At 68.5% G+C, this 13,772-nt stretch carries 10 protein-coding genes; 8 read left to right on the forward strand and 2 right to left on the reverse strand.

Going from position 1 to position 13,772, the window contains the following annotated elements:
* Positions 1-11 precede the first annotated feature (11 nt).
* Positions 12-1,685, forward strand: coding sequence for an ADP-ribosylglycohydrolase family protein (locus CIB93_RS07375; protein ID WP_257002084.1), 1,674 nt, complete (start codon positions 12-14; stop codon positions 1,683-1,685).
* 7 nt (positions 1,686-1,692) lie between these two features.
* Here CIB93_RS07375 and CIB93_RS07380 read toward each other — a convergent pair whose 3' ends face one another.
* Entirely contained in the window at positions 1,693-4,116 is a 2,424-nt protein-coding gene (locus tag CIB93_RS07380; RefSeq protein WP_257002078.1) for a helicase associated domain-containing protein, read from the reverse strand.
* Between the two features lie 832 nt (positions 4,117-4,948).
* On the opposite strand from CIB93_RS07380, the gene CIB93_RS07385 reads away from it, so the two are divergent.
* Both CIB93_RS07385 and CIB93_RS07390 read left to right on the forward strand, forming a co-directional pair.
* Positions 4,949-5,770 carry a hypothetical protein gene (locus CIB93_RS07385; RefSeq protein WP_096625259.1) on the forward strand — a complete coding sequence of 274 codons (822 nt, stop codon included), beginning with the start codon at positions 4,949-4,951 and terminating at the stop codon, positions 5,768-5,770.
* A gap of 43 nt (positions 5,771-5,813) precedes the next feature.
* Positions 5,814-6,311, forward strand: a complete 498-nt coding sequence (locus CIB93_RS07390; RefSeq protein ID WP_067307406.1) for a DUF6420 family protein — start codon at positions 5,814-5,816, stop codon at positions 6,309-6,311.
* A 295-nt stretch (positions 6,312-6,606) separates the two neighbouring features.
* On the opposite strand, the gene CIB93_RS37770 is transcribed toward CIB93_RS07390, so the two are convergent.
* Positions 6,607-6,753, reverse strand: coding sequence for a hypothetical protein (locus CIB93_RS37770; protein ID WP_179500013.1), 147 nt, complete (start codon positions 6,751-6,753; stop codon positions 6,607-6,609).
* A 205-nt stretch (positions 6,754-6,958) separates the two neighbouring features.
* Between CIB93_RS37770 and CIB93_RS07395 the strand changes: the two genes are divergently transcribed.
* From CIB93_RS07395 to CIB93_RS07415, 5 genes are all read left to right on the forward strand, one after another.
* Complete coding sequence (locus tag CIB93_RS07395; protein WP_096625261.1) at positions 6,959-9,931, forward strand: Tn3 family transposase; 2,973 nt, start codon at positions 6,959-6,961, stop codon at positions 9,929-9,931.
* A 377-nt stretch (positions 9,932-10,308) separates the two neighbouring features.
* Positions 10,309-11,961, forward strand: coding sequence for a hypothetical protein (locus CIB93_RS07400; RefSeq protein ID WP_143660005.1), 1,653 nt, complete (start codon positions 10,309-10,311; stop codon positions 11,959-11,961).
* Positions 11,962-12,124: 163 nt separating this feature from the next.
* On the forward strand, positions 12,125-12,433 hold the full coding sequence (locus CIB93_RS07405; protein WP_096625265.1) for a hypothetical protein: 309 nt from the start codon (positions 12,125-12,127) through the stop codon (positions 12,431-12,433).
* Positions 12,430-12,858 (forward strand): hypothetical protein, encoded by a 429-nt coding sequence (locus CIB93_RS07410; RefSeq protein WP_096625267.1) that lies wholly within the window; start codon positions 12,430-12,432, stop codon positions 12,856-12,858. The genes CIB93_RS07405 and CIB93_RS07410 overlap by 4 nt, the downstream gene beginning before the upstream one ends.
* Positions 12,855-13,742, forward strand: a complete 888-nt coding sequence (locus tag CIB93_RS07415) for a recombinase family protein (protein WP_257002081.1) — start codon at positions 12,855-12,857, stop codon at positions 13,740-13,742. The genes CIB93_RS07410 and CIB93_RS07415 overlap by 4 nt, the downstream gene beginning before the upstream one ends.
* Positions 13,743-13,772: the final 30 nt, after the last annotated feature.

The following is a 13,772-nucleotide window of genomic DNA, read 5'->3' on the forward strand; positions in this document are numbered from 1 at the left end:
CGGTGAGCGCCATGCAATGGGAGGCAGTACGCGCCTCGGCCCAGTGGGCTGCGTACGGAGACGCACTCGGCTTTATCACCGAACTGACCGATGCCGCTGGTGTACGCCGCCGCATCGGACAGGACGAGGTCACCACCACCGTTCCCTGGAAGAGACGCATCGGAGGACGCTACGGGCGCGACATGCCCCTTCCGGCAGGCGCGTATTCCGACGACACCCAGCTGCGCCTGGCCACCTCACGTGCCATCCGCGGGGACGGGGAGTTCGATGCCGAGGCGTTCGCGAAGATTGAAGTCGTTGCCTGGCAGGCTTATGCCCTTGGCGCCGGCCGCGGGACCAAAGCGGCAGCCACCGGTTTGATGCGGGTCGAGGCCAAGTGGTCGCAGAACATTTTCGCCACCAAAGCCGCCCGATACGTCGACATCGGCGGCAACGGGGCAGCCATGCGTATCCAGCCCCACGTCTGGTCCGCGCGGGACCTCGCCAACTGGGACAGCATCACCCGCGACGTCGTGCGCAACGCAGTCAGCACCCACGGGCACCCGCGAGGCATTCTCGGCGCAGTCCTGCACGCTGTCCTGCTGGCCCACACCCTGGACACCAAAGAGATCCCCGGACCCAAGCAGTGGCGCCCCGCGGTCGACTGGCTGGAGCAGGTACCGGACGTCATTGCAAAGGACGACGAACTCGCGTACCTCTGGCTGCCTACCTGGACCGACGCCGCTGGCATCGACTTTGCGTCAGCTGCCGTCACTGTCGCGGACGAATGTCGCACAGCCTTCGAAGCTGTCGACGCCGCAGCACCTCTTACCGCAGAGGCATACGCGGCCCTGGTGGAGCGTCTGGGCGGCTTCGACGGTTCCACGCGCGGGTCAGGCACAGTCACCACTGTGCTCGCTGCGGCGCTCGCCCACGCTCACGCCAGTTCCCCAGAAGTTGCGCTGCTCCTCGCCGCCAACACCCTCGGTTCGGACACAGACACCATCGCCACGATGGCCGGCGCTCTCCTCGGCGCTGTCACGGCAGCTCCTCCACCCGGTGCCGTACAAGACGCTGACACCATCGACCTCGAAGCACGCCGCATGTGGGATATCTCCCGAGGACGCGAAGCCGCCACGTTCGCCTATCCAGACCTTCTACGGTGGAGTCCGCCCAAGGCAACGCTCGACCTCGTGGGCCACACGCCAACGGGGCCAGCATTGGCCGGTCTGGGAGCCCTTACACCTGCGGACAAACCGACAGCAGGCAACCAGGCCACCTATGTGTGGGGCGCTTTGCCTTTCGGTCAAAGCGTCCTTGTCCGCGCAAGGCCGGACCTCAGGCCACTGGATGAGAACCTGCTCCCGGGGGACGTGCGACCACCGCGAGGCCGGCGGGCTGCAGACGTCCCGAGAGAGCAGCAACTCCTCTTCGAAGCTCCGGTACAGGCTGCTGTATCTGCCGATCAAAGGCCCGTCCTAGCCGGGACTGCACCTGGTGCGGTGAGCGAGCGTGCCCACCGGCAGGCACCACCGTCCATCGAGGAGATCGTTCAAGAGCTGGCGAGCAACGGGTTCAATCCCGAGCAGGTAGGCCGGGCGTTGCTTCTCCAGGTCCGAGGTGGCCGATACAGCGTCGAGAGGGCCGCTGCGTTCGCTGGACTCCTAGCTCGCGCTTACCACAGCGAACAGGAGCGCCCCCGCTGAACGAGAGCTAGCTGCCCGCGCTGATGCCGATGTCGGACAAGAGCTGCTGCTGGCCAGGGTGCAGGAGCGGCCACGCCCGGCGCTGGGCGGTGATCCATCGTGTGGCGCGTGAGGTATCGGGGTGGGTGCGGGCGCGGTGGTAGGCGTATTGCCACCGCATCGGCCAGGGTGGGTTCCACCACGGGTCCAGGCTGGTCAGGACCCGGGCTTGAGGTGATGTTCCGGTTCTTTTACGGGCGCGTTGGCGGTGTTCGGCCAGCCAGCGTCCGATCGAGAACCCTTCGTGTTCCTCTCTCGAGCGTGTGGCGAGGTGCCCGTGCCGAGCCGTGTACGAGCGGGCATGGGCGACGTCGGTATCGAAGCGCGGGGTGGTGGTCAGCCGGCGGGAGTCACGCGGGCCGATCCGCGCCCGGGCGGCGTCGCGGGTGATGCCGATAGCGGCGAGCAGATGTTGCTGGTCGGGGTGGAGGCTGGTGTAGAGGGTGCACTGGCGCTTGACCCAGATACCCAGGGCGTCCTTCCCGACGGGAAGACCACCCACCGTGTCGCCTCCGCGGCCGGCACGTATGGCGTCGCGGGCGCGGTAGTAGTTGCGCTGCCAGTGCAGATGCCACGGCGGGTTCCACCATGGATCGATCGCGGCCAGTTGTCCGAGGTGCGGCGAGGCGGGCTCGCCTTGCCGGGCGCGTTGCTTGGCGCGGTTGCGCTGGCTGAACAGCCACATTCCGAGGGCGAAGCCGCTCTGCTGTGTATTCCGTGGAACGGCCAGGTGCCCATGGACGTCGGCCCAGGCCCGCGCGTGCTCCAGCGCCCTTTGGAATCCGGCACGGTGGTCGGGGCGCTGTCCGAGCCTGGCAACACCCAGCGGCCTCTGCTGCGCGACCGCAGAAAGGCATCCCACCGCTGGTGCACCTTCCTCATCACCTTGTGGGCCGCCTGGGGCTCGTACGGGGGCAACAGAGGCACTGGCCGTGGCGTCCGGTGCCTGGGCGATGGCCGTCTCAGGCGTCAGACCGAGCTGGTGCAGGAGATCGTGCTGGCCCGGCAGGAGGAGGTGGTAGCGGCGCTGCTGGATGCGCAGCCACTCCTGCGCCGACGTGTCCATGAGCGCAAAGCCGTCCACCAACTCGCCCCCTACCTGCTGGAGCTGCTGGCACGCGTGCTCGTAGGAACGCTGCCAGGACAAGTGCCAGGGCGGCCGCCACCACGGATCGATCCGCGCCAGAGCCTCGGCACGGCCGGGCGACAGCACTCCGCGCCCCATCTGGCTACGCCTGTCGGAAAGCCACCTGCCCAGTGGGTAGTCCTCCTGCACGGTGCTGCCACGGACTCCCGCCAGGCTTCCGTGCTCCAGGGCCCATGCCCGGGCATGGGCGAGGGCCTCCTGCTCCCCGGCGCGCTGACTGCGACGCCGGGGCCGGGCATCCTGAGCCGCCGCGGCATCGATGCCCAGCTGGGCAAGGAGCCGTTGCTGCTCAGGATGCAGATCCGGATACCTGGTGCACTGCAAGTACAGCCACTCGCCCAGGCTCAGGCCGGTACCGGGAAATCCTCCCTGCGCATCCATCGGGCCCTGTTCCGCGACGTGGCACCTGGCCTCGTGGTAGGTGCGCTGCCACAGGGTCGGCCATGGCGTGTTCCAGTACGGGTCCAGTGCCCGCAGCGCGGTGCTGCGCCAGGCAGGCATCCCCAGATGAAGCATGCGCTGGTTGGTCATCCACGCCCCCAGAGGAAAGCCGTCCTGGAGCGTGTCCGCCCGTGTGGCCAGATGCCCCCGCTCAGCCGCGTAGGCCCGGGCACGAGTCAGGCCCGCTTGGAAGGCATCGTCGGCCTGACGGCTGTGCCCGCGCCGCCGCTTGGGGAGCGGAGCCCCTGCGGCTTCACCGCCGCCCGCCTCCTGCAGGCGCTCGGCGAGCTCGTCAGCCAAGGGACGAGGCCGGTGCGCAGGATGGACCTTCCACAGCAACCGCTGCCCGTCGCCATCGGGCGCTTCCTCCGCCTTGCTGCACTGGTGCGCCCAGGCGAACAACGGTCCGTCCATACACGATGCCAGGCGATCAACGAGCCAAGGCCGCCACAGACAGCACGCCAGCTCACTGACGAGCACGGGGAGGTCACCCAGACAGAAAAGGAGGTGGCCGCGCAGGCCGCGTACCTGGGTTGCGATACGGTGCCTCATCGTCTGGTCTACCAACACCTTGGCAACGGCAACCGTCTCCGGATAGGTAACCAAGCCCCGTGCCAGGACCCGCCACCGCCCGGGCTCCTCGCCCTCGGGAACCGTCGCACACAGCCTCGCCGGCCACAGAGTTTCCTCCGGCCACTGCTGGGCCCACCACCAGGCTGTGACCGCCTCCGCGACCTCGAACGCCGAACCAGCGACGGGGGAGCGGCGCAGCAGCCTCCGGTGATCCTCCTGCGCCTGGACCACCTCCGGGCATCCAGCCAGCCCGACGACACAACCCCCGCTGCCAGGCACGCTCATCAACCAGTACCGGTGGCGTGGGCAGACTCGCTGGTGCGCCGCCAGGTACACCCGGGCTGGTGCAACACGACCGGTCCGCGCAGCTACACAGCCCGGGCACGCCGGACCCCAGGCAGCGACCGTCTCCACCCCGTTGTGGAGCCGCGCCGTCGGCCTCTCCTGTGAGGGGCCCAGCGGCTCCTCCCGCGTCCAAGCCGGCAACGCGCGGCGTAAGCCCACCTGCGGCACGCGACACAGCGCCGAGACCCGGTCCCGGGCCGCGGCGTTCAAGAACACCTCACTGTCGCCCTGCAGAGCCCCGACGACGCCTTGGCGGCCAGCCACTTCGGTAACCGACGACAGCAGACTCCGCACTGTCAGGCCGTACCTGTCCGCGATCCGCCCCAGGTATGTCGTCTCAGTTGTGTTGCAGCCTGATGGTCTTCTAGTAGGTCTCTGACCTGTGATGCTGCAAGGAGTGAGAATGCGATCAAGTGAGATCTAACCGGCCAAAAAGTGCTTTGAACTGCCAGGATGTAAAGATTGAGACCAGCCTGCAACCCCATTGAGAGGGCTGGAAGTAGGGGAGGAGATCGGGTGTGCTGTGATCATATCCGGGGGCCCCTGGGTGGGAGACGCCAGGTTCCTCCTTGTTTGGGTAGTTGGCTGCGCCGAGCCCGGGTCGACGGCCGCTGGGTTCGTTGGGCCTGGGGGCTGGAGCCCGTGGCGGGGGGAAATCGGGGGTGATGCGGCGGCCCGCCCGGCAGAGTCGGGTGATCGACACGCCCTTGGGGGAGCTATGCAGGAACTCCGCTTCGACGACGACATCCGGTTCACCGCGGTGGTCAGCACCGACCAGACGTGGCTGCGCCGCGCGCTGGGAGCCCACGAGCTGAGCGTCCAGCTCGCCGTCGGGGTGTCGCCCTTCACCGAGGCCGGGAAGATCCTCGCCCTGGAGGCGGACCTGTTCGGCTTCGAGGCGACGGGACAGCGCTCGCGGCTCGCCCGGACCACGGTGAATCTGGCGTATACCCCGAAGGTGACCGTCCACCGCGTCACCCTGTCGTTCCCGCTGACGTCGTTGCAGATCCACGCGATCGAGGAAGGCCGCACCGGCGACGCACGGTTCGAGATCGACCTCAACGCGACGCTGCTGCAGGCACCCGGCTACCCGGGGAGCGCCCAGGACACGGCGCACATCACCATCGCCAAGAGCCGGTGGGAACAGCAGCTCGCGCAGCTGGGGCCGTGCGCAGCGTTCGAGATGGCCGTGCCGTATCCGCTCGGCGACCCGGAGAGGGACGAGGTCGGCCGGACCCTGCGAGAAGCGCAGCGGCTGCTGACCGTGGGCGAGATCCCGGCGTCCATCCTGCAGATCAGGCGGGCATTGGAGTGGGTCCGGGAGAACGCGGGCTGGGACAACCCCGGGAGGAAGGTCCCCAGCCAGTGCAGCCAGACCGAGCGGTGGTGGCGGATCCAGGACGCCCTGTACGGCCAGACCTGCGGCGCCCTGCACAACGACACGGTCACCAAGGACTTCAAGTACGACCGGGCCGAGGCGGAGACGCTGCTGGCGATGACCTCCGCACTGCTGCGGAACGTGCCCGGCACCAGCGCGTGACGGGACGGCCCGGCGCCCGCCCCACGACCGAGACGAGGACCGCATGGCAATCGAGCACAACGGCATTGCAGGCCCCTACTTCGAGTACGACGGACTGCCCGCCCTGCACGCGGTGGACAAGGATCTGCCGCTGATCCATCCGTACGGCCCGGTGACACCGGGCCGCTACGTCACGCCCGGCGGCGGCCGGCTCACCATCCGCCCGGCCGAGATGCGCGCCCACATCCGGATCACGCTGGATCACTTGGGCTGTCCAGCCCAGCTCACCGACGAGAAGAACGGCGCCTTCAAGCGGCTCGCCCTGGCCGCCGAGGGGTACTGCGTGCAGTCCAGGTGCCGACACCGCGCCGCGTACGCGGACGGGGTGTTCCGCATCTTCGAGGTGCGCAACGGAAGCATCGCGCTCGCCGCGTTCGTGCGCGCCGCGCTCGCGGTCGAGCTGGGGGACTTCGCTCTAGCAGACCGGCTCATGCAGGAGGCCGAAGCACTGGCCGGGCCTGTCCGCCGGGAGGGCGAGGAGGACCAGGCCAGCGGCGGCTAGACGCCCCATGTCCGCCTGCCGCAGCGATACGGGCGAGCCCCTGAAGGCGGGTCGGTGCGGCGCCACGGGGGGAGCGCCGCACCTGCGACCAGCGTAGCGATCCACCCCTCTGCCCGAGCCCGTATGTGCGGCTGGACGGTAGTCCTGCACCCATGGCTGACCTTTTAAGCACGGCATGCGCCTCCTCCACCCACTCCGGCGTTTCGCAGGCGCCGTCGAGGCTCTGAGATGAGTCCGGCCGAACGCTTTGGAAGCAGACCGCGGGGGCAGGGAGGCGAGCGTCGCGGGGGTGTTCTCAGTCCTCGTCGTCGGGGATGTCGTCGTCCTGGGCTGCTGTCATGTGGCGGACGTTGATACCTGCCTGGCAGCGGGAGGGGCCGATGGTGGCGTGCAGGCGGGTGAACAGGTCTGGGCGGATGAGCAGGTCCGCTCCCGCGACCACGGGCAGGAGCGGTTCAAAGCTTCCGTCGTGGACGAGGTGGCCTTGCCACTGGCGGCAGATGAGTGCTTCCCCTGCTGTGTCGGCCCCGGTGTCCTAGCTCAGACACCAGCCGCAAAGTAGGTCGTGGGTAGCGAGGCGAGTCCCGTTTCCCGGTCCTGGGCACCGTCGTTGGTCTGATCGAGTGATCGAGGCCAAAGGGGCGGGCGTGCGGCAAGAGTGGTCGCCAGAGGAGCTGTTGGCTAACTGGACGCTGGTAGACGGCGGCTGGGGCTTGGTGGCGAACAAGAGCGGGGCGACCCGGCTCGGCTTCAGTCTGTTGCTGAAGTTCTTCGAGCTGGAGGGCCGGTTTCCCGATGTGCTGGAAGAGGTCCCGCCGGCCGCGGTGGAGTACGTCGCCGATCTGGTGAAGGTCCCGGCTACCGACTTCGCGAAGTACACGCTGGTCGGCCGGACTGCCGAGTACCACCGCAAGCAGATCCGCGAGGCCCTGGGGTTCCGGCCGTCGACGGTGGCGGACGAGAAGGCGCTGGCGGAATGGCTGGCCGTGGAGGTCTGTCCGGTCGAGCTGGTGGAGGACCGGCAGCGCGAGGCCCTGCTGGTCGAGTGCCGGGCCCGGAAGATCGAACCACCGGGCCGGACCCGGGTCGAGAAGGTCCTCGTCGCGGCGCGGGGCAAGTGGGAGAAGGCGTTCTGCGCTCGCACGATCGGCCGCCTGGGCGAGGCGGGCACGGATCGGCTGCTGTCCCTGGTGGCCGAGGACAACGAGTCGGGTACCGCCCTGCTGGCCGCGCTCAAGCGCGACCCTGGCGCGGTCGGCCTGGACTCCCTGCTCACGGAGATCACCAAGCTCAACGACGTGCGCAAGCTCGGGCTGCCCGATGGGCTGTTCGCGGACTGCTCGGAGAAGCTGGTGGCCGCCTGGCGGGCACGGGCGATCAAGATGTACCCCTCGGACTTCCGCGACACCAGCGAGGACGTACGGATCACCCTGCTCGCGGCGCTGTGCTCGTCCCGGCAGGCGGAGATCACCGACGCCCTGGTCGACCTGCTGATCGCCTTGGTCCACAAGATCAATGCTCGTGCCGAGCGGCGGGTGGAGAAGCAGCTCACCGCCGAGTTGAAGAAGGTCCGCGGCAAGGAGGGCATCCTCTTCAAACTGGCGACGGCCGCCGTCGACAAGCCCGACGAGGTCGTACGCCGGGCCCTGTTCCCGGTGGTCGGGGAGAAGACGCTCCGCGAGCTGGTCGCCGAGGCGAAGGCGAACGAGAAGGTCTTCAAGGCTAAGGTCCGCACCACCCTGCGCTCCTCCTACAGCTCGTACTACCGGCAGATGCTGCCGCCGCTGCTGAACACCCTGGGCTTCAAGTGCAACAACACCGCCTACCGGCCGGTGATGGACGCGATGAAGCTGCTGAAGAAGTACGCCGACGTCGATGGCAAGACCCGCTTCTACGACGCCGGCGACGAAGTGCCGATGGACGGCGTGGTGCGCAAGGACTGGCGCGAGGCGGTCGTCGACGACAAGGGCAAGGTCGAGCGCATCCCGTACGAGCTGTGCGTACTGGTCGCGCTGCGGGACGCGGTACGGCGCCGCGAGATCTACGTCGAGGGCGCCGCCCGCTGGCGAAACCCGGAGTACGACCTGCCCGGGGACTTCGAGGCCACCCGCGCCGTGCACTACGCCGCGATCCGCCAGCCCGTGAACCCGAGGGCGTTCATCGCAGACCTGAAGAAGCGCATGACCACGGGCATGGACCGGCTCTCCGCCGCACTCGCGGACGGCTCGGCGGGCGGGGTGAAGGTCACCACCCGCAAGGGTGAGCCGTGGATCACCGTGCCGAAGTTGGAGCCGCTGGCCGAGCCCACCGGTCTGGTGGCCCTCAAGGAAGAGGTCGCACGCCGCTGGGGCGTCCTGGACCTCCTGGACGTGCTGAAGAACGCCGACTTCCTCAGCGGCTTCACCGAGGAGTTCGCCTCGGTGGCCGCCTACGAGCGTATCGAGCGTGACGTCCTCCAGCGCCGCCTGCTGCTGGCCCTCTTCGCATTGGGTACGAACATGGGTATCCGGGCGATCGTGGCGACCGGGGAGCACGGCGAGAGCGAGGCCGCGCTGCGGCACGTGCGCCGGCACTTCATCACCGTCGACAACCTCCGCGCCGCGGTCACCAGGCTGGTGAACGCCACCTTCGCCGCCCGCGACGCCGCCTGGTGGGGGCAGGGAACGGCGTGTGCGTCAGACTCGAAGAAGTTCGGGTCCTGGTCCTCGAACTTCATGACCGAGTACCACGCCCGCTACGGTGGCAACGGCGTGATGATCTACTGGCACGTCGAGCGCAAGAATGTCTGCATCTATTCCCAGATCAAGAGCTGTTCGTCGTCCGAGGTCGCGGCGATGATCGAGGGCCTGCTGAGGCACTGCACGGACGCTGAGATCGAGTCCAACTACGTCGACACGCACGGCGCGAGTGTCGTCGGGTTTGCTTTCACCGAGCTGCTGAACTTCCGTCTGCTGCCGAGGCTGAAGAACATCGGCAGCATCCGTCTGTACCGCCCGGACGACACCCCGTCCGGCTGGCCCGCGCTCGGCGCCTCGCTAACGCGGCCGATCCGCTGGGAACTGATCGAGCAGCAGTACGACCAGATGGTCAAGTACGCCACCGCGCTCCGGCTCGGCACCGCCGAGGCGGAACAGGTCCTGCGACGCTTCACCCGCGGCGGCCCCAAGCACCCCACCTACCAGGCCCTCGAAGAACTCGGGCGCGCGGTGCGCACGGTCTTCGCCTGCGATTACCTGTCCAGTCCCGGCCTGCGCCGCGAGATCCACGGCGGGCTCCAGGTCGTGGAGAACTGGAACAGCGCGAACACCGTGCTCCACTATGGCAAAGACGGCGCCCTGACCGGACCGGACAAGGAGCACGCCGAAACCTCGATGCTCGCCCTGCACCTGCTCCAGTCCGCGCTCGTCCACGTCAACACCCTGCTGGTGCAGCAGGTCCTGGCTGAACCGGCCTGGGCGAAGAAGCTGAGCGACGAGGACCGGCGTGGACTGACCGCGCTGTTCTGGTCCAACGTCAACCCTTACGGCACTTTCCGCCTCGACATGGACAAGCGCCTCGACCTGGGGGCCGCCACTGCCGTGCTGCGCCCCCGTACTCCGGCGGATATCGTTGGCCGATAGACCACACGGACTTGATAAAGGCTGAGACCTGCCCTTTCAGGCATTCTGACGGACTATAACCTGCCCCTGACTGACAGAGACGAGGGATCGTGGGTGCAGAGCAGCAGGACGTTGTTGGAATACGAGTGGCTGAGCCGGAGCCCTCGTGCGTGACTTTGTACCGGCGCGTTGTGGCGGCATCAGCCGCTCCGCTGTACGAGGTCGCGGAGTTCCGCGGGCCCGAACGAGTCCTGACTCCGATCTCGGACCCCGATGCGGCAGAGCCGCGGGTGCGCCTGCTCTACCCTGCCGAAGCTCTGCTGCCTGTCCGGAACACCGACATTCCGGGGGACTCCTCCGCCCCGTGTCACGACGCGACGAAGGAGTGGCAGCGGCAGGTGGCACTGCTGGTGGGGGCCATGCGCGCTCCCGCTGGCGATCACCAGGGCATCGCCGGACTGTTCGAACGGGCTGTGCTGGCCATGCTCCGGACGATGGCGCCCGAGTCTGAAGCGAATCCCCAAGCCGCTGCTCCTGCGGCCGGGCGCGTCGCCGACGTGGAGGAGGTCTCCTCCTGCCCGGCCCAGGGCGCGGTCACCCGCTGGCACCGGCCCCAGGCCACGGGCCGGCAGCGTCCCGTTCCCGACTGCGGCTGCACCGCTGACGCTCCGTGCCTGCCAGCATGGTCTTCGTCCCATGTTCCGCCGATCCGGCCGGGGCTGACCTGGGAGGAGCTGGAGCTCTCGGCCACCCAGTCGGCTCTGGTGCGCGAGGCCCGGTCGACGGGCATTGCGCCGGAGGCATTGCGCGCTACCAAAGCCCGCCCGCCACGGAACGAAGGTGGACTGTGGGCTCGTGCCGTCGCGGTATGGAATCTGCACGGCCCGCTCGCCTCCCGTGTGCACGGGGTCCCGGTGGTGGCCATGGCCCCGTGCTGGAGGCTGGTGGTGGACGGTGATCCGGTGGCGACGGGCCGTACCGCGATCTTCCCCTACCAAGACGACGCGCACATCACCGAGCCCTCGCTTGCCGGCCCCGGTGGTCAAGCGCACGCAACGGCGGCGCGGCAGGAGGTGCTGCGCTGGGCGGGGGATGAGCGCTTGCGCGAAACAGCCGTCTCAGTCGCTCTGGAGGGCATTTGGACGGCATTTCTCGAAGCGGCCCAGCGTCGGCCGGGAGGCCATCGCGAGGTGCCCCGGTACGACGTGGTGAGCGTTGCGGAACGGCAGATCGTCCTCACCGTCGAGACCACCATTCCCCACATCGCACTGCTCCACGACGCAGACGAGTGGTCGCTCGATGACCTCGCGTTGTCCCAGGCCTACAGCGCATACAGCGACCTGGGCAGCGACCTTCGCCGCCGCGTGCTCAGCAACGGCCTGCTGGTCGGTGCGGGACTCGACGCGCTCCCGGGAATGCCTGGCGCCCCGGCTGCCTACCGGGCGCTCTCCCGCTCCCTCCTGGCGGCGGCCAGGAGCCGTCCGCACACCCCCGCTTCCCAGGTTGTGGCGTGGACCGCGGTATGGAACGCCGCCAACGGTCGTCACCGCATCGCAGAGCGGGCAGCCGGGCTGCCCTACGAATGGCTCGCCCACCGGTGGCCGACACTCCAGGCCGACCAGGACGACTGGGATGCGGTAGAGCAGGGACTTTGTACTCGGATTTACGAGCGGTTGAGGAACGACGGGCTGCTGCCGAACGGCCGCCAGACACGATGCGATCACTGCGGCCAGCTACCCGCATGGGCAGCTGCGGTGCACACCGCACTTCCCGAACCGGCCGAAGCAGCCTGCGCCATCACACGCTTCATCACCGGTACCAGGGTCCACGACAGTGATCCGGACTGTCCGGGTACGGACCGGACCCCGGCGAGCGAGTTCTCCGGGGCAATCGCCCTGCTCGTACACAGGTATCTCCGCAGCGGCGCCCTGTACGACCTCGGCTGGCTCCTTCACGGCGCCATCTGGTTCCACGAGGCACTGCACTTGCGCGCCTGCATCGTGGACCTGATCGGCGGGGGATCTGATCAGCTCTCACCGGAGGACTGGTAACTGCCCGCCGGAGCCGTTTCATAGGTGGTCGCCTGTGAAACACCCCCGCCCCCGAACCGCGACCTCGATCAATCTTGTTTCATGGGTCGTTGCATAGCCCTAGCGAGTTGAAACGCACCTATGAAACACTCGGCGCGTCGAAGTCGCCCACGAGGGAGTTGCAATGAACGCACTTGACCCCATGCACTTGCGCATCCGCGGAACGGACGGAGACGACTGGAAGGTCTTGGTCCTGGACGACCCGCAGACAGAGCTGGACAAGATCCAAGCCCGCATCGACGCCGGCGAGGTCTTCACCACGGTCACCGTGACCACCAGCCACACCGGCCTGGACCGCACCCTGGACGTAGCCCTCGACTCCCCGGTGGCCTCCTGCGAACTCCTGCCACCGCAACCCACCACGATCACCGGAACCCTCACCCCGCAGCCGGGCGGCCGACTCACCATTACGCCAGAGGGCGACGCCCGGTGAGCAGCGCGCCCCGGGAGGAGAGCCACCCGTACTTCGCCTGCCCGTCGTGCGGGATCGTCGGTGAGCCGGACTCCGTCGACTACGCGCTCAGCGCGGACCGCGAGCATGTCGACTGGAGCGTGCCCCTGAAGGTCAGCTGCGGCTCCTGCCGCAGCTACTCCCAGATCACCCGCACCGATGTGCTGGACCGCGATGCCGGACATGCCTGCTCCCGCTGCGGACATCGAACTGCTTGCCCCGCTCGCGCGGACCGGGTCTGTTGCCGGGGCTGCGGCCTCAACGAGCCCGGTCCCGCAGCAACCGGCGCCCGCGCTGAGCATCTGGGTGATGTCGAGCGGGCCGCCGACCAGTGGGCCGTGGCCCAGGTCCGCGTCGCCAAGGACGACGCACGTGAGCGCGGCACCCTGCCCTGGTGGACCTCATGAGCGCACTCGCAACGACGACTGACAGCCACCTGCTCGTCGAGGCTCGCCCCTGCCCGATGTCCACCTGCGCCGCCCCGGCCGGATCGCCCTGCCGGACCGGCAAGGGCAAGGTCGCCATCCAGTACCACACCGCCCGCTTCCGGCTCGTGCCCCAGCTCGCGAAGACGCTCAACGTCCCCACCCCGCCCGTACGCAAGCCCGGCTCAGCCTGGGTGGAACTACCGCGGCCGCGGAACGAGGGAGCAGAACCGGCCGGTCACGTCCGCCTCGGCTACGCCCGAGCCTCCACTGCCCGGCAGTCCCTCGATACTCAGCTCGACTCACTCACCGAGGCCGGGGTGACCCGGATCTTCTCCGAGAAGATCTCCACCCGCGCCACCCGGCGTCCCGAGCTGGACAAGGCCGTCGCGCTCGCCCGCGAGATCCGCGCCTCCGGGGCGGCTGTCACGCTCGTCGTCCACGAGCACAAGCGCCTTGGCCGCGGTATCGACCTCGCCACCCTCGCGGAAGAGCTGAAAGCGTCCGACGTCGGGCTGGAGTTCCTCACTGGCGAGCTCAAAGGCTCGCACGATCCCTCCGGCGTCGTGTTCACCGTGCTCGCCGCGCTGTCCGGCATGGAACGCGAGTACGTCCGCGACCGCACCCTCGAAGGCCACGAATCCGCCCGCAAGCGCGGCAAAACCATCGGCGGCGCCGGTGTTACCGACGACGACATGCTGTCCATGGCACTCCACCTGCGCGACCAGGAGATGAGCCTTCGCGACATCGCCAAGCGGCTCGTCATCACCACCGGAACGAAGAAGGGCCAACACCCCTCACCCGCCACCGTCATGCGGATGCTGCGCGAGTACGACGAGAAGGTCGCCACGGTGGCCAGCGTGTGATCACCCGCTACTTTGCGGCTGGTGTCTGAG

The organism is Streptomyces sp. WZ.A104 (assembly GCF_002382885.1).
In the GTDB taxonomy this organism is placed as follows: Bacteria; Actinomycetota; Actinomycetes; order Streptomycetales; family Streptomycetaceae; genus Streptomyces.

Excerpts from the sequence above, each read along its gene's own strand:
- CIB93_RS07375 (WP_257002084.1), top strand. The coding sequence starts at position 12 with ATGCAATGGGAGGCAGTACGCGCCTCGGCCCAGTGGGCTGCGTACGGA.
- CIB93_RS07385 (WP_096625259.1), top strand. The coding sequence starts at position 4,949 with ATGCAGGAACTCCGCTTCGACGACGACATCCGGTTCACCGCGGTGGTC.
- CIB93_RS07390 (WP_067307406.1), top strand. The coding sequence starts at position 5,814 with ATGGCAATCGAGCACAACGGCATTGCAGGCCCCTACTTCGAGTACGAC.
- CIB93_RS07405 (WP_096625265.1), top strand. The coding sequence starts at position 12,125 with ATGAACGCACTTGACCCCATGCACTTGCGCATCCGCGGAACGGACGGA.
- CIB93_RS07415 (WP_257002081.1), top strand. The coding sequence starts at position 12,855 with ATGAGCGCACTCGCAACGACGACTGACAGCCACCTGCTCGTCGAGGCT.